This is a genomic window from Mariniflexile sp. HNIBRBA6329 (assembly GCF_043558645.1).
Lineage (GTDB): Bacteria > Bacteroidota > Bacteroidia > Flavobacteriales > Flavobacteriaceae > Mariniflexile.
Genome location: NZ_JBIFXS010000001.1, coordinates 264,789 through 287,318, shown reverse-complemented (window position 1 = coordinate 287,318; position 22,530 = coordinate 264,789). Strand labels below are relative to the sequence as shown.

Here is a 22,530-nt window from a genome sequence, read left to right as displayed (position 1 = left end):
ATTTGCGTAAAGCAATCATTAATTTGAAGTTAATTTATTATTTTCAAACTTTAGAATTTGAAGGTTTGAATGGATGTTGGTTTAAATTTTATTTGTTGTATACGCATGTTGTGTGTAGTTTTTATATTTTACTTGCTGAAATTAGTTTAGAAAGATTAAAGTTGAATATTCTAATCATATCTACAAATGGTTTTTCCATAGATAGTCGTGTTTTTTTAATTTCAAATTCGATGTTATCGGTTTTGTCAGATGGTTTTAACCATTCTCCAAAATAATTTAATATACAATAAGCCCCGTAATCGGCTTTTTTATTTTTAATGTATGCCGGAAGTTGTTTGGTTAATCCGTCATAAATTTTCTCGGAATGAGCATTTTTAAATTCTGCACAAAAATAAACTGCTCCACGATTTTTAACTTGACCGATAAACAGGAAGTCTAAATTCCCAACACCTCCTTTAAATTCAGGAATTATCTCGATTGAAGAAGCCAACATTTGGTCAGATAATAAACATTGCACAACTGGTTGAACTTCTATTTCGTTTTTTGGATGTCTATTGATTATTTTGCCTTTTTTATAGATGATGTTCCAAAATGGATAAAATCCACCACTTTCCTCAATTTTGTCATTAATTGTTGTTAGACAAGAATGGATTTTTGTTCTGAACTCTTCAGCACTTTCATATTCTTTTGTTGGAATTAAATTATTGAGTCTAGTCCATTTTAAAAGGTTGTTAGGAGGAGCTATCGGACTGTTTGGAACTACTGATTTTACTTCATCTTCTTCTTTATTTCCGTATTTACAGATAAGTGTTAATTTTGAGTAAGACCACATTACAAAAATTACTAGCCTTGTTTTTTCTGGAATTTTTTCAAGAGTTAAAATTGAAACAGTTTCATTACGTTGAACGACTAGACTTAAATTTTGTATGCTTAAGTTGAAAGTGAAACCTTCTCCTTGAATATTAAAAATATTTCCACCATTTAATAATTGACTTTTTTCGGTTGAGAAATGGAAAGTTCCTACGCTAATTAATAGGTCTGCAGGTGTTAAATAACCTCTAATTTGAGGAGCTAAATCAAATATCATAATTTATATTTCAAATTACACACAACGTATTGTATACTAACCTTTATTACTCATATTCCGAAAATATAAGTCAAAATATAGTAAGTTTTTTGTTACTGTTATCCTGTAAAGATAATTTTTTTAGAACATTAGCTAAAGGAGTTTTTATCTGTTTTAAGATGGAGATAGATAACAAAAAAGAAATACTCGTTTTTACGGGAAATGTATAAAATGAAAAAGGTGAACAGAGATGTCCACCTTTTTGCCCCAAATCTACCATGAACTTAACCTACTTATGTTATGGTGGGTCAAATATATAACGTATTGAGCGTTGTGTAAAATATTCTAGTTAAACGGCTTATATTTTGGCTTAAGCGAGATTAATCCGATTTAATAGAAAGCAAAGATAAAGAGTGTATTAGGAAACTAAAACACATAAAAAAAGGCGAACAGAAGTTCACCTTTTTTTGCCCCAAATCTACCATGAACTTAACCTACTTATGTTATGGTGAGTCTAATTTAGGCGTATTTTAGATAACCTGATTATTTTTTAGATAAACGGCATTTTTTTTAGATAAAATGTGTTTTTCTTAAGATTAAAGGTGATTAATTGATTACCTTGTAATTAATAAGCACGTTCTTTGTTGCCTTCGTAAAAATTAATAAAAGCACGGTTTACAACTCTATTGCCACCAACGGTTGGGTAATTTCCTGTAAAATACCAATCGCCCAAATGCTCAGGGCATGCTTTATGTAAATTCTCAACCGACTGGAAAATAATTTTAACTTCAGCCTTTATATTGTCTGGACTTAAAAGTTCTCCAATTTTATCAGAGATTTGTTCATCTGTAAAGGGATCGTAAATCTCTTTTACAAAGTTTTGTACATAAACATCTTCCAATTCCGTTTGCTCTATGCACTTATCGTAAACTTCTTTTACAATATGATATTTATTGGCTTCTTTCAATAATTCCAAAGCAGCTCTAAAAGCAACTAAACTTTCAAGATTTGCCATATCAATACCATAACAATCTGGATAACGAATTTGTGGTGCCGATGAAACAACCACAATCTTCTTTGGATTTAAACGATCTAGAATTTTTAAAATACTTTTCTTTAAAGTGGTGCCACGTACAATACTATCGTCTATAATCACCAAATTATCATTTGGTTTGATAACACCATAGGTTACATCGTAAACGTGCGCCACCAAATCGTCTCTACTACTGTCTTCAGTAATAAAAGTTCTAAGTTTAACGTCTTTAATGGCTATTTTTTCTACTCGAATACGTTCTGAAAGCACATCGGTTACTTTTTCGGCAGATAGTGAGCGCTGTCCTTTTAAAATAGCGGCGGTTTTCTTTTTGTTCAATGCAGCTTCAGCCGTTTCTATCATACCAAAAAACGATGTTTCGGCTGTATTTGGAATGTATGAAAACACCGTATTTTTTGTGTCGTTGTCAATAGCTTCCAAAACCTTTGGCATTAATAATTTACCAAGCATTTTGCGTTCTTGGTAAATTTCGGCATCACTACCTCTAGAGAAATAAATACGTTCAAATGAACATGCTTTGCGTTCTAAAGGTTCTAATATTTTCTTAATTACAACCTTCCCAGACTTTTTGGTAATAATGGCGTGCCCTGGTTCCAATTCTTGTACGTCTTCAAACTTTACGTTGAATACGGTTTGAATAACCGGACGCTCTGAAGCAATAACTACAATTTCATCATCTTTATAGTAATAAGTAGGTCGTATCCCAGCAGGATCTCTTAATACAAACGAATCGCCGTGGCCAATAAGTCCTGCCATAGCATAACCGCCATCCCAGTTTTTGGCAGCTTTTCTTAAAATTTTCGCTACGTTTAATCGTTCGGCTATTAATGGAGACGCTTCATTTTTATTATAGCCTTCTTTTTTTACGTCTTTGTAAATTTTGCTAACGGCATCATCTAGAAAGTGACCAATTTTTTCCATAATGGTAATGGTATCAGTATACTCTTTTGGGTGTTGCCCTAACCTAATAAGGTTTGCAAATAGCTCTTTAACATTGGTCATGTTAAAGTTTCCAGCCATAATTAAATTTCGGTGCATCCAATTGTTTTGTCTTAAAAACGGGTGTACACTTTCCACACTGTTTTTCCCAAAAGTTCCGTAACGCACGTGTCCTAAAAACACTTCGCCAATATATGGAATGTGCTTTTTTTGTAGTGCTACATCATCGGCATATTCTGGATGTGCTATAAACTCTTTATTAACACGGTCGTTTATTTGAGCAAATATATCTTGAATGGGCTGTTGTGCAATAGAACGCACACGGCTAATGTAGCGTTCACCTGGTTTTGTGTCTAATTTAATACTTGCAAAACCAGCACCGTCTTGCCCGCGGTTGTGTTGCTTTTCCATCATAAGGTACATTTTGTTTACCCCATAAAAAGCAGTGCCATATTTTTCTTTATAAAATTCAAGCGGTTTTAAAAGTCTTAAAACGGCTATACCACATTCGTGTTTTATTGAATCACTCATTTTTTAAAGATTTTCGCTGTTGCGGAAATGATAAATTATTACTTAAATTAAAAACGCGCTCTATTTTGAGCGCGTTGGTTTATGCTAATTTTATATTGAATTGTGTTAATTGCTTAAATTGTAACAATCGTTTATGTATTTCTTCACTTTTTAAATTTTCCATACGTTCGGTTCCAAATTTTTCAACACAAAACGATGCTAGTGTCGACCCAAAAATCACGGCATTCTTCATGTTCTCAAAGGATGTATCACCTGTTTTGGCAATATAGCCTGCAAATCCTCCGGCAAAGGTATCACCTGCTCCTGTTGGGTCAAATACTTCTTCTAAAGGTAGGGCTGGAGCGTAAAACACTTCATCATTATGAAACAATAACGCACCATGTTCACCTTTTTTAATCACCACATATTTAGGCCCCATATTATGAATTTTTCTAGCAGCCACTAACAAAGAGTATTCTCCAGTAAGTTGTCTAGCTTCTTCATCGTTTATAGTAATAACATCAACACGCTTCATAACGTTGTGTAAATCTTCAAGCGCACTATCCATCCAAAAATTCATTGTATCTAAAATAACCAATTTTGGTTTATTAACCATTTGGTCCAAGACACTGGATTGGACGATAGGATGTAGATTTCCTAACATCACAATTTCTGCATCACGATAATTTTCAGGAACTACGGGGTTAAAATCGGCAAGGGTGTTTAGCTCGGTAACCAGTGTGTCCCTAGAATTCATGTCATTATGGTAACGACCACTCCAAAAGAATGTTTTTCCTTCTTTAACAATTTCAATACCCGAAATATCTATATTTTTATTAGATAAAAGGTCTAAATATTTTTGAGGAAAATCGCCACCCACAATAGAGACTGCAACAGCATCAATGTTAAAATGTGAAGCGGCTAAACCAATAAATGTTGCAGCACCACCAAGAATTTTATCGGTTTTACCGAAAGGCGTTTCTATAGCATCAAAAGCTACGGTGCCAACAATTACTAATTTGCTCATAAAAGCCGTGTGATAATTTTGTGCAAATATAAGCCTTTTAAATACTAAGGCAAGAATATTTTTGTGAATAGTATCGTTTTAAACAGCTGCAAGAAAATCTGTTATTTTCGCCCAAAATCAGCAGGAATTTCACCCCAAGCTTTGGTTTCCCATTTTACGATAACGGTGGTATAGGTATTTGTTTTCAGCCAATTTTCAGCTCTGTCAACCAATTCAAAAAGGGCTTTATTTTTTTCGTTTCGTTCTAACTTGGTATTGCAGCGTTTCTTTTTTACCCAACTTATAGCAGTTTTACTATCGGTATATAAAATACGATCGCTATTGTTTTTTTTAAGCAATGCCAAACCATGCACAATGGCTAAGAACTCCCCTATGTTATTGGTACCCTCTTCAAAAGGCCCTTGAATAAAAAGTTGTTTTTTGCTTTTGGTTTCTACACCACGGTATTCCATAATACCCGGGTTTCCGCTGGAAGCTGCATCAACTGAAATGGAATTGTAATTTGGTAACCCTATTTTTTTTAGTTGTTCTACAGATAATTCACTTTTAAAACCGGCTTTTTTTCCAACATAGTTAAAATAATTACCTTTTAGAGCTTCTTTAGCAGCATCAAAACTTTCAAACGATTTGTATTGAGCACCTTCAAAATTAGTTATTTGTGCTTTACAATCATTCCAAGTTTCAAAAACCCCTGTTTTGTGGCCTTTCCAAACGGTATAATATTTTTTCTTTTTTTTACTCATGAATTTCAAAAATTATTTCAAAATGTGAAAACTCTTTTAAGACTTCATGTCTCGTATTTATTCCCAATATTTTATTTTACGGGTAGCAAGAGTTGCCAAATGAAAACTATTTGAACCTCTATAATTTCTCTTCGTATAAGTCTTTTTTTCAATCCAATTTCCAAATTTATCAAAGACATATTCTATTTTCGTTTCTCTATATAATTTTGAATCTTTAAATACGTTTATGCTTGTTACATTATAATCTTTGTCATATTCTTTAATATATGCCAATGTTTCTGTAGAGTCTGAGGAAACTTTATATTCCTTGATTTTAGTTAGTATATTGTTTTTATATTCACTATTTATTTTTCTTATATTCTTGGCATCATAGTATATCTTTTGAATCATGTTCCCGTTTTCATCATATTTGTATTCACGTGTGTTTTTTTTATCAATATTATTTGTATCAAAGTCATAACGAATAATATTATTATTTGAATCAAATTTATAATTATAATTTCTAACTACAGTATCTCCATTTACTGCTCTTATTTCTATTTCCTTAATAATTTTATCGTTTTTACCATATATTCTAATATCCTTTACCATCTCTATGTCATTTACAAATAGTCTTCTGGTTTCGGTTTTATTTATTGAATCTCTTTTAAATAGATCAACAGATGTGGTTGGTCCTATCTTGGTAATGGTTTTTGTTAATTTATTATTTTTGTCATAGAAATAGGCTTCTGATCTTTTTATTTCACCGTTTATATCATAATCTTCCAAAAACTGTATTGAACCAAATTCCGTAAAAATTTCTTTATTAATTAGTTTGGGGTTTTCAGCTTGGGGTTTTCCGCTTTCATTAAAATGAGTTATATATAAAGTATATTCTTGTACTTTACCGTATAAATTTCTTTTCTCTAAATCAGTTAAATCAATTTGGAAATCAGAATATTTTTGGTTTATACTTACTTGTTTTTCACAACTTATTATAAGAATTATGATTAAAGTACAGTGAAATATTTTTTTCATTTTGATATCTAACTCTTTAATAACAATTCATCAACAACCTTTGGAAAATGGGCCATTTCCAATTCATGAATTTTAGCAGCAACATCTTCTGCGGTATCGGTATCACTCACCATACATTTTGCCTGAAAAATAATAGCACCTTCATCATAATTTTCATTTACATAATGTATGGTAATGCCGGTTTCGGTTTCCTTATTTGCCACAATAGCTTCATGAACGTGCATACCGTACATGCCTTTTCCGCCATAATTTGGTAAGAGTGCAGGGTGTACGTTTATTACTTTATTTGGGAATTCATTTAAAATAAATTCAGGGAATTTCCATAAAAATCCTGCCAAAACAATTAAATCGGGTTTTGAGGCCTTTAAAATATTAAGAACATCGTTGGTTTTTGTAAGTGCTATTTTGTTGAAAGACAATGCGCTAACACCAAGTGTTTTGCAGCGGTCTAAAACTTTGGCATGAGGATTGTTAGTAAGAACCTGAACAACAGACGCATAATTGCTGTTTTGAAAAAACTTGATTAAATTTTCAGCATTAGTACCACTTCCGGACGCAAAAATTACAATACGTTTCATCTATTACTTTTATTTTTTTAGATATTTTAGTTGCAACAAGCAAATTTAACTTAGAATCCTTGGCAAAATTTTCAAATTTTATTTCATTTTACAAATGATAATGTTAACTTGTTCGAACAAAAAAAAGAATAAATATTAACAATTTAGGAGTTAAAATAAAATACTTGAAACTTATTTACTAAATTACAATCACATTTTTGTAGTAAAGATGTGTTTTAAAAATAAAGTTTTTTATTTTTGCGACTTAATTAAAACTTAAAATTAAAAGATTATGTCAGACATTGCATCAAGAGTAAAAGCGATTATCGTAGACAAATTAGGAGTTGATGAGAACGAAGTTGTAACTGAAGCGAGCTTCACAAACGATTTAGGAGCAGACTCTTTAGACACTGTAGAATTAATTATGGAATTCGAAAAAGAATTCGATATTCAAATTCCAGATGATCAAGCTGAAAATATAGCAACAGTTGGTCAAGCTATCTCTTATATAGAAGCTGCAAAATAAGCAAAAAACATTTATGGAATTAAAACGAGTTGTAGTCACAGGATTAGGGGCTTTAACACCTATTGGCAATACCAAAGAAGAATATTGGGAAGGCTTGATAAGTGGTAAAAGCGGCGCTGCGCCTATAACCTATTACGATACCGAAAAGTTTAAAACAAAATTCGCTTGCGAATTAAAAAACTTTAATGCTACCGATTTTATAGATAGAAAACTGGCAAGCAGAATGGATAAGTTTACGCAATACGCTATGGTAGCCGCTGATGAAGCAATTGCCGATGCTAAGCTAGATTTAGATACCATTAACAAATTGCGAGTTGGAGTTATATGGGGAGCAGGTATTGGAGGTTTAGAAACGTTTCAAGAAGAAGTTTTAAACTTTGCGAAAGGTGACGGCACACCAAGATTTAATCCGTTTTTTATTCCTAAAATGATTGCCGACATTGCGCCAGGAAATATTTCCATTAAATATGGATTTATGGGTCCAAACTACACAACGGTTTCTGCTTGTGCTTCTTCTGCAAACGCTATGTTCGATGCATTAAACTCTATTCGTTTAGGACATTGCGATGTAGTTGTAACAGGAGGAAGTGAAGCTGCAGTTACTATTGCTGGTATGGGTGGTTTTAACGCAATGCATGCACTTTCAACTAGAAATGAAAGCCCAGAAACAGCATCAAGACCTTTTGATGCTACCAGAGATGGTTTTGTACTTGGCGAAGGTGCAGGTGCACTTATTTTAGAAGAATATGAGTATGCAAAAGCAAGAGGAGCAAAAATTTATGCTGAGTTTGTTGGCGGAGGATTATCTTCTGATGCTTACCATATGACAGCACCACATCCGGAAGGAAGAGGCGTTGTTGCCGTAATGAGAAATTGCCTAGAAAATGCAGGCCTAAAACCAGAAGATGTAGACCATATTAATACACATGGAACTTCTACACCATTAGGAGATGTTGCAGAATTAAAAGCAATTTCAGAAATTTTCGGTAGTCATGCAAAGCATATAAATATTAATTCAACAAAATCAATGACCGGGCATCTATTAGGTGCTGCTGGAGCTATTGAAGCTATTTCGGCTATATTGGCTATGGAACATGGAATTATTCCACCAACTATTAACCACACTACGGTAGACGAAAACATTGATCCGGAATTAAATTTAACTTTAAACAAGGCTCAAAAGCGCAATATTAAAGTAGCAATGAGTAATACATTTGGATTTGGCGGACATAACGCTTGTGTATTATTCAAAAAATTAGACTAAATCCCGAATGAGAAACATTCGTAACATATTAAATTCCCGTTTTAAACGCAACGGGAATTTTTTTATGGAATTAACTAAAATTCTCGATTTTAAGCCAAAAGATATTAAATTCTACAAAAAGGCATTCACGCACCGTTCCATGAACATAAGAGATAGCAAAGGTCATGCTATTAATTATGAGCGGTTGGAATTTTTAGGAGATGCCATGTTAAGTGCCGTTATTGCTTCACATTTATATCTTGAAGTACCTGCTGGTGATGAAGGTTATTTAACCAAAATGCGTTCTAAAGTAGTAAGCAGAGAGCATTTAAACGAGCTTGGAAAAGAATTAAACCTAATAAGTTTAGTAGAAAGCAAAATACCTCCCGGACAGTTTGGAGACAATATTCATGGTAATTTGTTTGAAGCTTTGGTAGGCGCCATATTTTTAGATAAAGGCTATAAGTATTGCGAAAAATTTATTTACAAGCGTGTTATAACACCGTATGTAGATATTGAAACTTTAGAGGGTAAAGTGATAAGCTATAAAAGTTTACTTATTGAGTGGTGCCAAAAAGAAAAACGAACATTTGGCTATAACGTTTATGAAGATACTGGAAATGATGAGGTTAGGCATTTTTCGGTAAAACTATCTATAGACAATAAAGTTGTTGCTAAAGCAAGAGCTACTTCCAAGAAAAAGGCAGAAGAAAAAGCTTCAAAACGTGCTTTTTTCGTCTTTCAAAATAAAATGTCTAAAATGATTTAAGGCGTTTTAACTAGAGCAATTAACTATAACGTTTTAGTTGTTTTACTTGTTAAGATTCACATAACTTTTACAATAGAATAGTTTTAAATACTATATTTACAATGTTTAATATAGTTATGGCTGTACACAAACTTATTCTGGATGACGTTTTTGATGAAGTGGATTGTACTTTAATAGCAATTCATTGCACCATTGAAGATTACCGTTTAGCATATCTTCTAAATAAACATTTAGGTACAAACCTTACTCGAAAAGTATCCGATTTAGATTATAGTGCCAACAAAGCCACATATTCAATTTTCGAATGGGAGGATGAAAAACAACTTACAACATGGAGTTTGGTTTCAAACATTTGTAAAACAGAAACTTATAAACAAGATAATTTCAATTCATTATTTAATACAGAAGAAAAAATAACCCAAACCATATATTTAATACCAGAACATAGGGCAGTTAACTATTTTTTAAAAATAGATAATGAGTTTAATTTGAACAAAGAAAAAAATATTTTAAATGCTATTTTAAAAATAGATCAGATTGTAACAGCCTTTAGTGTTGATATTAATCAATTAAAATCCAAAGACAATTTAATTTTTAGCTAATGTCATTAACAAAAAAAACCAAAATAGTAGCCACATTAGGTCCAGCTACAAGTACCAAAGAAGTGTTAAAAGGAATGCTTGAAGAAGGTGCTAATGTATTCAGAATTAACTTTTCACATGCCGATTATAAAGATGTAGCAGAGCGTATTAAAATGATACGTGAACTAAATGAAGAATTTGGCTTTAATGCTTCAATATTAGCCGATTTACAAGGGCCTAAACTTCGTGTAGGCGTTATGAAAGAAGAAGTAGAAGTGAGCCCAGGTGATGAAATAATATTTGCAACAGGAAAACGATTTGAAGGCACGAAAGAGCGTGTTTACATGACTTACGATAGATTTCCACAAGATGCTAAACCAGGTGAACGTATCCTTTTAGATGATGGAAAATTAATTTTTGAAGTGGTTTCAACCAACGGAGAAACTGAAGTAAAAGCAAAAGTTATTCAAGGAGGCCCATTAAAATCTAAAAAAGGGGTAAACTTACCCAATACAAATATTTCACAACCAGCATTAACCGAAAAGGATATTGAAGATGCCATATTTGCAATAAGTCAAGACGTGGATTGGATGGCATTATCCTTTGTGCGTCATGCTGAAGATTTAATGCAATTACGCGATTTAATAGAAAAGCACAGTGAACATAAAATTCCAATTATAGCTAAAATTGAAAAACCAGAAGCTGTAAAAAATATTGATGCCATTGTAGCACATTGTGATGGTTTAATGGTTGCTCGTGGCGATTTAGGAGTAGAAGTTCCTGCTGAAGAAGTACCACTTATTCAAAAGCAATTAGTGTTAAGAGCTAAAAAAGCGAGAATACCTGTAATTATAGCAACCCAAATGATGGAAACTATGATTACCAGCTTAACACCAACGCGTGCTGAAGTAAATGATGTTGCCAATTCTGTTATGGATGGTGCCGATGCGGTTATGCTTTCAGGTGAAACCTCGGTTGGCAGTTATCCCGTAGAGGTTATCAGACAAATGGCAAGTATTTTAAAAAATGTTGAAGATTCACCATTAATTAAAGTACCGCAGCTACCTCCTCATATTCGTACCAATCGTTATATAACTAAATCTATTTGTTACCATGCTGCTATTATGGCAAATGAAATTGATGCCAAAGCTATTTCAACATTAACTAATAGCGGGTATACAGCATTCCAAATTTCTGCTTGGAGACCATCATGTTATATTTTAGTATTTACACCAAACAAACGTATTTTAACACAGTTAAGCTTACTTTGGGGTGTTCACGCATTCTTTTATGACCGATTTGTATCAACCGACGATACTGTTGTAGATATTAATAGAATGGCTAAAGCACACGGTTTCGTTAAAAAAGGTGATATGGTAATTAGTTTAGCCTCCATGCCAATTGCAGAAAAAGGGATGGTTAACACCTTGAGAGTAAGAGAGATTTCAAACTAAAATCTTATATTGATAAAATATTTAAGCGTTATTCATTTTATATGTATAACGCTTTTTTTGTGCCTTTTTTTGAAACTAAAACTCAAACTTCAATTGAACACTCACACTTTTTTGTTCAGGGGCTTTTTTTGTTTCGGTATTTAGGTTAGACATGGAAATACCGAGTAACCGTACAGAATTGCTCAATTTTTCTTGGTATAATAAGTCTTTGGCGGTTTCTAAAATTAACGACTTATCACTAATAAAGTAGTGCAATGTTTTGCTTCGAGTTTGCAAGGTGAAATCGCTATACTTTATTTTTAAAGTGACCGTTTTTCCTGAAACCTTGCTTTTAATAAGTCGTTTTGACACCTCCTCGGCAATGTGTTTCAATTTTTCAAGCATAAATACTTCGCTTGATAAATTTTCGCTAAAGGTACGTTCGGCAGCTAAGCTTTTTCTAATTCGGTTTGGTTTAACTTCACTAGTATGAATACCTCGCACCACATAATAGTAGTATTTGCCAGATTTTCCAAAATGGTTATCTAAAAAATCAATCGATTTTAGCTTCAAATCTTTTCCGGTAAAAATGCCTAATTGATACATTTTTTCAGCAGTTACTTTACCAACACCATAAAATTTACGAATATCAAGTTGCTCTAAAAATTCAATAACTTCTTCAGGGTTTACGGTTTTTTGTCCGTTGGGTTTGTTGTAATCGCTGGCTACTTTTGCCACAAATTTATTAATGGAAATACCTGCCGAAGCGGTTAAGCCCACTTCATTAAAAATACGTTCTCTAATTTCTTTCGCAATTAAGGAAGCGCTTGGGTTGCCTTTTTTATTGTTGGTAACATCTAAATAAGCTTCATCTAAAGACAGCGGTTCCACCAAATCGGTATAATCATAAAATATTTTCCTTATTTTTTTTGAAATTTCAGCGTAACGTTCAAAATGTGGTCGAACAAAAATAAGTTCCGGACATAGTTTTACAGCCAAATTTCCAGCCATGGCGCTTTTTACTCCAAACTTTCTAGCTTCGTAACTTGCTGCGCTAATGACTCCACGTTTCTCACTACCACCAACAGCAATAGGCTTTCCTTTAAGTTCAGGATTATCCATTTGTTCTACAGAAGCATAAAATGCATCCATATCAACATGAATAATTTTTCGAATTGGTAAATCGCTCAACATAATGTAAATTTAGGCATTAAATGCCATTTTTTATTGGCACATTTAACGCATAAATCAATTAAAAACAGTTAAGATCTTTAATGATAGAAATTGAACGCAAATTTTTAGTAATTTCGAATAGCTATAAAACGGAAGCTTTTAAAAGCAGTAGAATTACACAAGGGTTTTTAAATACACATAAAGAACGAACGGTACGAATTAGATTAAAAAACAACGTTGGTTTTATAACTGTAAAAGGTGCATCTACTAAAGATGGTTTATCTCGTTTTGAATGGGAAAAAGAAATTACTAAATATGAAGCTGAAGCCCTTTTAAAACTTTGTGAACCAGTAGTTATTGATAAAACCCGTTATGAAATAAAAGTAGGAAACCATGTTTTTGAAGTTGATGAATTTTATGGTGAAAATGATGGATTGGTTATAGCTGAAGTTGAACTAAACACAGAAGATGAAGCTTTTTTTAAACCAGATTGGTTAGGTAAAGAAGTTACTGGAGATATTAAATATTACAATTCGCAGTTAAGTAAAAAACCATTTAAAACATGGTAACGTAAATTATAAAAAGAGAAAAGATGAAAAATTTTTTAATATTCTGTTTGTCAATATTGACAATGGCATCGTGTAAAAACTCAGAAAAGAAAACAGATAATAGCGTAATTGAAGAAACAATTAATGATACCATAGAATTAGAAGCTGTTGAAAAATCTGCTAAAAAATCGGTAAAAGAAATCAAAAAGGCACTTGAGGCAAAAGGCTTTAAAACCTTTGAGTATGTAGATGAAAAAACAAAAGACACCATTTTAATGCAGCAATATTTTATGGCTTTTTTAAAAAACGGATCCATTCGTACACAAAACGAAGAAGAAGCTAAGTTACTTCAAGAAGAGCATTTGGCACATTTAAGTAAAATGTACGAGTTAGGGTATGCCGATATTTCTGGCCCTTTTGGAGATAATGGTGATATTAGAGGTATTACCATTTACAATGTGCCCACGCTTAAAATGGCCGATAGTTTAGCCAATGCCGACCCTATGGTAAAGGCAGGGCGTTTGGTTATAGAAGTGCATCCGTGGTGGGCAGCAAAAGGTTTTGCGCTTAGGTAGTGCTTAAAATCTTAAAAATTCTTTATTGGATTGTAAATGTTGTAATAATTACAGGTCTTTTGGTCTTTATTTTGTGCTAAAAGAACGCAGTTTTCTCGATTTTTTAAGGTATTACACCTTCACTTTACCAATAATTATTGCCATTGTTTTACTGCGATCAATCTTTCTTACTAAAAGAAAGTTCAATTTAATACTAGCAGCCATTTTATCAATTATTTGGTTAGGTCGAAGTTTTAAAATTCATTTTCCAGAAGCTATAGAAAGTACAGATTTAGAAGTCGTTTTTTGGAATGTATCACGCGATAACGGTTTTGAAGAAGCATTTAGTGAAAACAACGGGATTCCAGTTGTTTGATTTACATAAAGTTATAAATTATTTTGTAATAGTAATACTTCTTTTTGCTTCATTTCCAAATTCATCTACAACGGTAATAAGGTGTTTGCCTTCTTTAGGTATAATAGCCAATTCATGAATATCTTTAGTGCTTCCAATAAATGTTTCATTTAAGTACCAAAATAGGGTTGCATCTGGTTTTGAATGGGCTATCTTGAGTATTAAATCGTTTGGTTTTTCATCAAAATCTTTCGGTAAAAAAATAGTGTTGTTTTCCTCAGGATAGATAAATTCCATGGTAATAGTGTTATCACCCAAACAATCACTTCTAAATTTTGGTAATGGTTTGTAAAATGGGTTTTTAGCTTTATAATAATAAGCCATTAAAGGAGGTAACACAAACCACGACTTATTTTTAATGTTACTAAGGTCTTCACAAGAGGAGTTAACTTGATAAGTTTCAGAAGCATCTATATGAACCAAAACATGAAACGGACAAGGTTTGGTTTTTAACCCGCTTAGCTGAATAAATTTTTCTTCAATCTCATCACAATTTTGAGAGGCTCTAAAACCGCTTTTTTTGCAGATGGATACCTCCTGCATTTCATCAAAAGGTTTAGAAAACCAGTTGCTTTTTGGTAATAAATCAAATACATCAAATAAAATAGGAGCTGCTGCTTGTACACCCACCAATCCGGGTCTGCCTTCGCCATCGGCATTACCTACCCAAACACCTACTACATAATCTTTTGTAGTTCCTATTGCCCAAGCATCTCGAAAGCCAAAACTGGTACCAGTTTTCCAAGCAATTTGTTTAGATCCATCAAAAAATTCCCAACTTTCATCGCCTTCTGGTCTATTCACTTCTTTTAAACTTTCATAAGTTAAATAAATGGAAGCGGCATCAAACAGCGTTTTATCGGAAGTTTTCTTTCCGAAGTTAACAGTTTCCGAAGCTAAAAAGGTTGGGTCACAAAACTCATTACTATAATATTCACTGGAGGTTTCAGAAAAATGATTTAAGGTTGAAGATAATGCTGCATAGCTTTTACATAAATCCCAAAGGTTGCTTTCGGCCCCACCAAGTATTAGTGACAAGCCATAGTGATTCGCATTATATTTTAAATTTTTAAGCTGAAGAGCTTTTAGGTAATGATAAAAATGGTCTAACCCAAATTCTTGAAGCATACGTACTGAAGGTACATTTAACGAGCGTGATAATGCACGACTTGCGGGTACGGCACCGTCATACGTTTTGTTATAATTTTCTGGGTTGTAACTTCCAAATTGTGTGGGCACATCGGCGACTAAGGTATGAGGTAAAATATCACCAGCATCCAACATGGCTGTATACAAAAATGGTTTTAAGATGCTTCCTGTACTTCTTGGTTTATCGATAACATCAACATCTTTTTGATGAGCTTTGTCTGTTGGCGTATTACCAACATAAGCCATTACCTTTCTGGTTTTTACATCTAAAACCAATACAGCGGCATTGTAAATTCCATTTTGACTTAATTGGTTGTAATGGGTTTTTACAATATAGTTAACACGGTCTTGCAAACGATTATCAATACTGGTTTGTACGCGTTTACCCGAATGTAATTGTGCCACTTTTTGCAATAAATGAGGTGCTGTTTGTGGTAATGGATAGGGCTTTTGAGGTAAATTTTCAGCAATTGATAAATTGTAAGTCAATGAATCGATGACTTCATTTTCTAAAAGTTTTTTAAGCAGTAAATTTCTTTTTTTTATTAAGCGTTCTTGGTTTTTTCCTGGATAAATGAGGCTTGGTGCATTTGGTAAAACGGCAAGTGTAGCACTTTCTGCCCAAGATAACTCGGAGGGATTTCTATTAAAATACCGCCACGAAGCGGCATCCAAACCAACCACATTACTACCAAATGGGGCATTGCTACTGTAGTAAGAAAGAATTTGGTTTTTTGATGCTCTAAATTCTAATCTTGTAGCAAGAATAATTTCGATGCCTTTTTCAAAATAGGTACGTTCTTGTCCTTTTCTTGACAGACGAATTACCTGTTGCGTTATGGTGCTCCCGCCTCGTTTTATAGTATTCGATTTAAGGTTATCGCGTAATGCTTTAAAAATGGAAATAGGATTAAAACCTGGGTGTTTATAAAAATATTCATCTTCAAACTGAATGATACAGGTTTTAAATTTTTCTGGAACACGATCGTTTTGAGGAAATCGCCATTGGCCATCTTTAGCAATTTGAGCCCCTAAAAGTTCATTGTTGTTACTTGTAATTACCGTAGCAGTTGGGTCTTTAAAAAGTTGTTTGGGTAAACTGAAATAATATGCAATTAAAAGCGAACCGATAAGTATCGATTTTATTTTGTGACGTTTTATATGGCTTATTAGTTTCAAGCTTTGATGTGAAACGTCGTTGCGAGTGAAGCGAAGCAATCTGTTCAATTTAAAAGATTACTTCAGTCATCCTTTCTTCGTAATGACGGTTATTTATTAAACTCATATTCCCGTTCTACTTTACAAATTCGCACGTTGTACCAGCTATACCAATCTTGTCGCCCTTTTTGTTGTGCCTCAAGATGCTCTGTTTGTTGTTTCCAATTTTTTATAGCTTCAAGACTTTCCCAATAACTCACGGTAATACCAACCTCGTTTCTGGCACTATCCATTCCTAAATAACCGTTTTGTTTTTTAGCTAAATCTTCCATTTTTGTTGCCATTTCAGAATAACACTCTATGCTTTTATTTTGGGTTGAAGTAAAAATAACGGCGTAATAAGGTTTGAAATCTTTTGTCATAATTTATTTTTCAACAGTAACCCACTGCCCTTTTGTTCTTACTAAATACTCATTATCATACATGGCTTCGGCTTGAATTCCTGGTAAATAATACGTTCCTAAATACGATGCATTCAACATCACATTAAAAGTTTTGGTGCTGTGTTTTCCTTTTTCGGGCAAATCGAAATAGAAATTTACACGGTCATCCTTAATATCGGTATAGCGCGCTTGACTTGTAGTAGCTTCTCCAAAGTCTGTAAAACGGGTGTTTACAATATCCCATCCAGAAGGAAAAATTTCGGTTAGTGCCACATTTTGTACACTTTCATTTTTCATGTTACTAATGCTAACGGTTGCTACAAAATCTTGTCCTTGTTGCAGTTTCGACACATCCATTTTATTGCCTTTTAAATCTTTGTAAGCTACAGAAATGCTTAAACCACGTTGTTCTGTAATTTCTTCACCTAAAGGTAATTTTCCAGAGTTTAAAATACGCACATACACTATATTGTCTTTATTATTTTTTATAGACATGGTGTTTGCTCCATCTAATACTTTTAAATCGCGCTGGGCAATGGCACTTTTAGAGTTTATGGTTTCGGTTTTCCCGTTAATGGTATAGCTTATATGTAATGCCTTTCCGCCATTAGCGTTCACCATTTTTGCCATGGCTAGTAAACTATAAGCCGTGGTTTGTGTGCTCATCCATCGGTTACTTGATAAATCTTTAGCGATGTATTGTGCCAATTCTCTTGTTTTAGAATTTTTGGTGAGAACCATGGTTTCTAAAGCCATAGCTCGATTTCTATCGACAGAACCATAGGTATAATAATTATATTTTGGCGGCAAGAAATTAATATTAGCTGTTTTTGAAATACTGGTACTCGCTTCTTTTTGACCAGCCAATGCATAAGCCGCTGCTAAACGCCATTTAGCTTCGTTGGAAATTTCAGTAAACTCTCGTAAACGATTCATAGCTGCTAAATCTGCATTTCCTGCGAGTGCCAAAGTGTATAATCTGTAAGCTTGGGCTAAATCGGAATTATAGGTTCTATAACTTGGTCGCCAATCTCTAGCGGCTTGTTTTTGGTATTTTAGCCAATTATTTTTAAAGGTTAATGGTAGTACATAGCCTTTTTTCTCTGCCTCAATCATAAAATGACCTGCATAACTGGTGCCCCAATCGTCGCCAGTATTTTCTCCAACCCAATAACTTAAACCGCCATTTGTTTGTTGAAAATGCCCTAATTGGATGATGCCATTTTTTATATTACTTTCAATCTGTTTCTTTTTATCGTACGTTAAATCGAAAATATCACTTAAGAATAATTGTGGAAACACACTGGATGTGGTTTGTTCTACACACCCATGAGGATATTGAATGAGGTATTGTAAACGCCGCGAAAAATCCATAGGTGGCATGGTTGAAAACTCAACGGTTGCCCTATTTGTACCTGTTACTCCAAAGGTTGAAAAATCTAAAGACTGCGATTCATTTGCTTCCAACGTTTTATCAATAGGAATAGAAGTTATCGGGTTTGGATTTATAACATCCAACTCCACTTTGTAAGTGGATTTTTCTCCGTTCCCTGTTGCGATTACTTCAATGGTATTGATCCCTTTTGCTTTACTAACGTCTAATTCAAAATATGTCATTTGTTCATCAGGTCTAGCAAATGATAGATTCTTGGTTTTTTCTCCGACTATAGAAATACCATGACTTAATTTGAGACTGATGTTGACGTATTTCACTTTAGATTCCATAGCAAAAACGGTTACTGGAAGCGTTACTTTTTCTCCAGGACTTAATTTCCGAGGAAGCGTAGCCAATACCATTAAAGGTTTTTTAACTTCCACCGATTTTTCTGTGTTTCCATACGCTTTGGTTTTATGGTTTCCTGCAACCACCATCGTTCTAACTGCGCCAATATAATTTGGAAGCTTAATTTTATGTGATTTTGTTTCGCCTGCTTTTAATGAAAAAGGCCCTAAATAGGTAACAACAGGTTTAAATCTGTTTGCCTTTTTGTTTTTTCCTGCTGCGGCACTTCCATCACCACCAATGGCAAAAACCTGATCGACACTTCCGCTATAAGCGCCAATAACATCATCAAAAACATCCCAAGTTTTTACACCCAAAGCTTCACGTGCATAAAATTCATCCCAAGCATTTGGTGTTTTAAAACGTGTTAAATCAAGCAAACCTTCTTCCACAACGGCTAGTGTGTAGGTCATGGCTTTTTTGTTTTTTTCTGAAACTTGTACTTGAAATTCTTGTTCAGGTTGTAGCGTATTAGGCATTTTTAGTTGAGGTTCCAGTTTAGTACTTGGGTCTTCAACCATAATAGGAATTACGCCATATAAACGAATTGGTAAATCGTTGGCTGTTATAGCATGTGGCTGCAATAATGAAATATTGATAAATACATTGGGTGTCATTTCAGAAGTGATAGGGATTTCAACGGTAGTTTCTCCTTGTTTTGTTTTCACCCATTTATAATCTAACACTTCAGTACCATTTTCAATACTAACCAAAGCACGACCTTCACTACCCGATTTGAATTTAATTTTAGCCGTTTCACCTACGTTATAATTTTCTTTGTCTGCAGAAAAGACTAACATTTTAGCAGCTTCTTTATCACCAGCTGGGGTATACCAATTTTTATAAAAATAGGCAGTTTGCCCTGTAGCATGACCGCTTACGGGGTCTACAATTCTAATGAGATACCTACCGCGTTGGTTGTCTGGAATTTTGATATTTAATTGTGATTTTCCATTAGCATCGGTGTTAATTTTTGTGTTTAAAAAAGGTTTATGATACGAGCTAGATACGTAAGTAGACAGGTTGTCGTATGATGAATTCCACCACCAGCGCCATTCCACTTTATATACTTTAACTTCAAGGTTATTGCGTTTTATGGGTTTACCGTTGGCATCTACCACAGCCACATCAAAGGTTTGATTTTCGTCTGTAAAAAATGAACCATAAGCATTTCCTTTTGGGGCGCGTAAACCTACAAACGACTCGTAAGGAGCATATTGTTTGGTAAACGCATCCATTGAAAAATCGCCACCGTTTTCAAAAGCACGTACCAAAAACTGTACGTTTAACATGCCTGGAGCATTTTTTCCAATTTCTAGCTTATTATTTATTTTTGCCAAACCTTCGGCATCTACAACACCTTCAAAAACATTGATTTCTTCCGTGTTAAATTGTCGTGTTGGATCATTAAAAATATAATCTTTATAATTTTTGAACGCGGTACTAGAACTACTGAATTTTGCTTTAATTTCTGCTTTTAAGTTTTTTCCAGGTGCGCCATGAAGCCATTTCACACCTAAAGTTCCTTTCAAAGGCTCTTTATTTGTAAGGATGTCGTTTTCAAAATCTACTTTAATTTTTAAGCGGTTAGGTTTAACCGTTTCAATTTTTAAACCTTTATAAAACGTTGCGCCACCAACTGAAACCTTAGCATTGTAATTTCCTGTTTTATCTTCCGAAGTTGTTGGAACCGTAAATTTGTAGAAATTATTTACGTTGTATGATGTTACATTTTTATAAACCAATTTGCCGTTGGAATCTGTAATTTCCATTTTAACAGGATGCCCTTTTGGTAGTGGATTGGTAAAATCGTTTAACATAAAGGTTAAATGCAGTGTGTCACCAGGTCGCCAAACCCCACGCTCACCATAAATGTAGCCTTTAAGTCCGCGTTGTAATTTATTACCAGACACATCAAATTTACTTAGCGATAGTGAGTTGCCATCGGCAAGTTTTATATAAGTCGTATTCTTTCCTTTTGAAACAATGGAGAAAGCAGCATTTTTGTCTAAATCAACAAGGGTTAAACCTTCATTATCTGTTAACGTACTAGCTATTTCTTGCTGTTGAAAGTTATATAGTTTTACCGAGACATTTGCTTCTGGTTCCGTAGTTAAAATGTTGGTAACAGCAAAATAATAAGAGTTATTGGAGCCTTGTTTTGCAATAACACCTAAATTGGATGCCAATAGATTTTGCGAGACAATTTTAGATTCGTTGTAGTAAGCATTATGACAAGGGTTGTTTTCTTCTCGCCAATTATAGCTGTAATTTTTGTATCTGTAAGTCAGGTTGTCCCAATAGGCTTCTTCACGTAATTCATCTTCCTCAGGTGTGCTTTCTGTAAGATTGTTTTCGTAATGCTCATCTTCATAATATTCTTCATATTCATCATCTTCCGTATTTGGTGTTGGTGCGTTTGCATCACAATTATACAGTGAGTAACTTTTGTTAAAACTTAATTCAATTCGATAAATGGCACCAGCATCAGCATTAAAAAATTTAGATAAATCAATACTATAAGCTTTCCATTTCCCAGTGTTTTCTGCTGGTGTTTGAAGTTGAATGGTTTGTTTTGCAATACGTCGACCGACTTGTCTAATATTATAGGATTCACCATTACTTAACTCATTATCCTGCAAAAATTGAAGCACATTATCTTTAAAAATTTTAATAATTCGAACATCAACCGCTTTTAAATTTACCGCTTCAAAATTAAATTTTAGTTCTTGTGAGTTTGGTAAAATAGTACCATTACCTATTAACCGTACTTGTGGTTTTAGTTCTTCAAAAGCAATAGTTTCAGAAAAAGGTTTTTTAAGTTTGAATCCATCGGTATTTGAAATGCCTTGAAAAACGTCCACTTGAATATTTCCAACTAATTTAGATTCTGGATATACTTTTAGCACATTCCCATCCACCACATATTTCGGATTTTTTGCGGTTTGAAGTGTTACCAATCCATCAAAATTTTGTTGTGTTTTTAAGGGGTCGGAAAAATTGATGGAAAGATACTGTTCCGGAACTTGAATAACATCCACATTCACAATCGTAAAGTTGTTAATTCCAGGAATAAGCACTTTATTTTCGCCTTTATTATCTGCTTTTATAGCTTTTCCGTTCCATTTTACTAAAACTTCACTATCATCAATTTTACGGTTAATACTATCAATTTTAAATTCAAATACCCTAGCTTGATTGTTGGCTTCGTTAAATGCAATAGATAACTTTTTTTCGCCTTGAAAAGCTTCTACTATATTTTTCGCATCTTCAATAGAAATAATATCTGCCGAACGCAAGACAGCTTCTAAATACTGCCAATTTTTACTGTAAGATTGCAAATTATAGGTAACAATATTGAAATTTGGCGTAATGGTTTTAAATTGAAAAGTATAGGTTTCATAATCTTTTTTAATGTCTTTGTAAATGTCGATTAGTTTTACACTTACAGTATGTTCGGTAGAGGGTTCTAAATGTTCATCGGGAACAAAAAGTAATGTGTGGTTATTTACAACAGTTAATTTCCCTTGAACATGGGGCGTAATGGTAACAAGGTTTTCGGTTAATTCTTTGCCCATTTCCCAGCCATCAACTTCCTTCGCCAAATTAATTTCGATAGGATCTGCAACCGATACCAACCCAGATGTTGTATAACTTATATACTCTCTAAACTTGAATAAATTATCGGTTTCAACTTCTTTCTTTTTACAGGATACCACTAAGGCGATTAAGATTGCGAAAGTGAAAAGTTTTTTGAACAACATAGGATGATGATTTTTTTGAACGATGAAATTTACGAAAAGAAAGCGTAGGTTGTTTCTTGTTAATTAAAGTACAGGAGA

General features: G+C 33.6%; 18 protein-coding genes. 8 read left to right on the top strand and 10 right to left on the bottom strand.

The window, feature by feature from the left end:
* Positions 1-121: 121 nt before the first annotated feature.
* From ACGK9U_RS01230 to ACGK9U_RS01205, 6 genes are all read right to left on the bottom strand, one after another.
* Positions 122-1,087, bottom strand: a complete 966-nt coding sequence (locus tag ACGK9U_RS01230) for a hypothetical protein (RefSeq protein ID WP_394464534.1) — start codon at positions 1,085-1,087, stop codon at positions 122-124.
* 604 nt (positions 1,088-1,691) lie between these two features.
* Positions 1,692-3,590, bottom strand: a complete 1,899-nt coding sequence (locus ACGK9U_RS01225; RefSeq protein WP_394464533.1) for an amidophosphoribosyltransferase — start codon at positions 3,588-3,590, stop codon at positions 1,692-1,694.
* 79 nt (positions 3,591-3,669) lie between these two features.
* Entirely contained in the window at positions 3,670-4,596 is a 927-nt protein-coding gene (locus ACGK9U_RS01220; RefSeq protein ID WP_394464532.1) for a PfkB family carbohydrate kinase, read from the bottom strand.
* A gap of 101 nt (positions 4,597-4,697) precedes the next feature.
* A complete protein-coding gene (locus tag ACGK9U_RS01215) occupies positions 4,698-5,339 on the bottom strand; it encodes a viroplasmin family protein (protein ID WP_394464531.1) in 642 nt (213 codons plus the stop codon).
* A gap of 57 nt (positions 5,340-5,396) precedes the next feature.
* The gene (locus ACGK9U_RS01210; RefSeq protein WP_394464530.1) at positions 5,397-6,356 is read right to left on the bottom strand and encodes a hypothetical protein; all 960 of its coding nucleotides are present in this window, start codon (positions 6,354-6,356) and stop codon (positions 5,397-5,399) included.
* Between the two features lie 8 nt (positions 6,357-6,364).
* Positions 6,365-6,934: a phosphoribosylglycinamide formyltransferase gene (locus ACGK9U_RS01205; protein WP_394464529.1), complete on the bottom strand. Its 570-nt coding sequence runs from the start codon at positions 6,932-6,934 to the stop codon at positions 6,365-6,367.
* Between the two features lie 271 nt (positions 6,935-7,205).
* On the opposite strand from ACGK9U_RS01205, the gene ACGK9U_RS01200 reads away from it, so the two are divergent.
* The 5 genes from ACGK9U_RS01200 (at position 7,206) to pyk (ending at position 11,486) form a co-directional block, all read left to right on the top strand.
* Positions 7,206-7,439, top strand: coding sequence for an acyl carrier protein (locus ACGK9U_RS01200; protein WP_007647141.1), 234 nt, complete (start codon positions 7,206-7,208; stop codon positions 7,437-7,439).
* Positions 7,440-7,452: 13 nt separating this feature from the next.
* Positions 7,453-8,703 (top strand): beta-ketoacyl-ACP synthase II, encoded by a 1,251-nt coding sequence (fabF, locus tag ACGK9U_RS01195; protein WP_394464528.1) that lies wholly within the window; start codon positions 7,453-7,455, stop codon positions 8,701-8,703.
* Positions 8,704-8,710: 7 nt separating this feature from the next.
* The gene (gene rnc, locus ACGK9U_RS01190) at positions 8,711-9,451 is read left to right on the top strand and encodes a ribonuclease III (protein ID WP_394464527.1); all 741 of its coding nucleotides are present in this window, start codon (positions 8,711-8,713) and stop codon (positions 9,449-9,451) included.
* Positions 9,452-9,567: 116 nt separating this feature from the next.
* Positions 9,568-10,053, top strand: coding sequence for an IPExxxVDY family protein (locus tag ACGK9U_RS01185; RefSeq protein WP_394464526.1), 486 nt, complete (start codon positions 9,568-9,570; stop codon positions 10,051-10,053).
* Complete coding sequence (pyk, locus tag ACGK9U_RS01180) at positions 10,053-11,486, top strand: pyruvate kinase (RefSeq protein ID WP_394464525.1); 1,434 nt, start codon at positions 10,053-10,055, stop codon at positions 11,484-11,486. Before ACGK9U_RS01185 ends, pyk begins: the two co-directional genes overlap by 1 nt.
* 75 nt (positions 11,487-11,561) lie before the next feature.
* Here the strand turns inward: pyk and dinB are convergent, their stop codons facing one another.
* Entirely contained in the window at positions 11,562-12,659 is a 1,098-nt protein-coding gene (gene dinB / locus ACGK9U_RS01175; protein ID WP_394464524.1) for a DNA polymerase IV, read from the bottom strand.
* Positions 12,660-12,739: 80 nt separating this feature from the next.
* Here dinB and ACGK9U_RS01170 point away from each other — a divergent pair, with 80 nt between their 5' ends.
* Genes ACGK9U_RS01170 through ACGK9U_RS01160 form a run of 3 tightly spaced genes read left to right on the top strand, consistent with a single transcriptional unit; the run spans position 12,740 to position 14,116 of the window.
* On the top strand, positions 12,740-13,207 hold the full coding sequence (locus ACGK9U_RS01170) for a CYTH domain-containing protein (protein WP_394464523.1): 468 nt from the start codon (positions 12,740-12,742) through the stop codon (positions 13,205-13,207).
* A 23-nt stretch (positions 13,208-13,230) separates the two neighbouring features.
* A complete protein-coding gene (locus tag ACGK9U_RS01165; protein ID WP_394464522.1) occupies positions 13,231-13,761 on the top strand; it encodes a YciI family protein in 531 nt (176 codons plus the stop codon).
* Between the two features lie 25 nt (positions 13,762-13,786).
* Entirely contained in the window at positions 13,787-14,116 is a 330-nt protein-coding gene (locus ACGK9U_RS01160) for a hypothetical protein (protein ID WP_394464521.1), read from the top strand.
* A gap of 18 nt (positions 14,117-14,134) precedes the next feature.
* Here ACGK9U_RS01160 and pbpC read toward each other — a convergent pair whose 3' ends face one another.
* The 3 genes from pbpC to ACGK9U_RS01145 form a co-directional block, all read right to left on the bottom strand.
* Positions 14,135-16,483: a penicillin-binding protein 1C gene (pbpC, locus tag ACGK9U_RS01155; RefSeq protein ID WP_394464520.1), complete on the bottom strand. Its 2,349-nt coding sequence runs from the start codon at positions 16,481-16,483 to the stop codon at positions 14,135-14,137.
* An 89-nt stretch (positions 16,484-16,572) separates the two neighbouring features.
* Entirely contained in the window at positions 16,573-16,884 is a 312-nt protein-coding gene (locus ACGK9U_RS01150) for an antibiotic biosynthesis monooxygenase family protein (protein ID WP_394464519.1), read from the bottom strand.
* 3 nt (positions 16,885-16,887) lie between these two features.
* Positions 16,888-22,452 carry an alpha-2-macroglobulin gene (locus tag ACGK9U_RS01145; protein WP_394464518.1) on the bottom strand — a complete coding sequence of 1,855 codons (5,565 nt, stop codon included), beginning with the start codon at positions 22,450-22,452 and terminating at the stop codon, positions 16,888-16,890.
* Between the last annotated feature and the right edge of the window lie 78 nt (positions 22,453-22,530).

Bases quoted from the DNA above. Each gene is read 5' to 3' on its own strand.
- ACGK9U_RS01205 (WP_394464529.1), bottom strand. From the start codon at position 6,934: ATGAAACGTATTGTAATTTTTGCGTCCGGAAGTGGTACTAATGCTGAA.
- ACGK9U_RS01225 (WP_394464533.1), bottom strand. From the start codon at position 3,590: ATGAGTGATTCAATAAAACACGAATGTGGTATAGCCGTTTTAAGACTT.
- ACGK9U_RS01150 (WP_394464519.1), bottom strand. From the start codon at position 16,884: ATGACAAAAGATTTCAAACCTTATTACGCCGTTATTTTTACTTCAACC.
- ACGK9U_RS01230 (WP_394464534.1), bottom strand. From the start codon at position 1,087: ATGATATTTGATTTAGCTCCTCAAATTAGAGGTTATTTAACACCTGCA.
- ACGK9U_RS01185 (WP_394464526.1), top strand. From the start codon at position 9,568: ATGGCTGTACACAAACTTATTCTGGATGACGTTTTTGATGAAGTGGAT.
- ACGK9U_RS01210 (WP_394464530.1), bottom strand. From the start codon at position 6,356: ATGAAAAAAATATTTCACTGTACTTTAATCATAATTCTTATAATAAGT.
- ACGK9U_RS01200 (WP_007647141.1), top strand. From the start codon at position 7,206: ATGTCAGACATTGCATCAAGAGTAAAAGCGATTATCGTAGACAAATTA.
- dinB (WP_394464524.1), bottom strand. From the start codon at position 12,659: ATGTTGAGCGATTTACCAATTCGAAAAATTATTCATGTTGATATGGAT.
- rnc (WP_394464527.1), top strand. From the start codon at position 8,711: ATGAGAAACATTCGTAACATATTAAATTCCCGTTTTAAACGCAACGGG.
- pyk (WP_394464525.1), top strand. From the start codon at position 10,053: ATGTCATTAACAAAAAAAACCAAAATAGTAGCCACATTAGGTCCAGCT.
- ACGK9U_RS01215 (WP_394464531.1), bottom strand. From the start codon at position 5,339: ATGAGTAAAAAAAAGAAAAAATATTATACCGTTTGGAAAGGCCACAAA.
- ACGK9U_RS01145 (WP_394464518.1), bottom strand. From the start codon at position 22,452: ATGTTGTTCAAAAAACTTTTCACTTTCGCAATCTTAATCGCCTTAGTG.
- ACGK9U_RS01165 (WP_394464522.1), top strand. From the start codon at position 13,231: ATGAAAAATTTTTTAATATTCTGTTTGTCAATATTGACAATGGCATCG.
- ACGK9U_RS01170 (WP_394464523.1), top strand. From the start codon at position 12,740: ATGATAGAAATTGAACGCAAATTTTTAGTAATTTCGAATAGCTATAAA.
- fabF (WP_394464528.1), top strand. From the start codon at position 7,453: ATGGAATTAAAACGAGTTGTAGTCACAGGATTAGGGGCTTTAACACCT.
- ACGK9U_RS01220 (WP_394464532.1), bottom strand. From the start codon at position 4,596: ATGAGCAAATTAGTAATTGTTGGCACCGTAGCTTTTGATGCTATAGAA.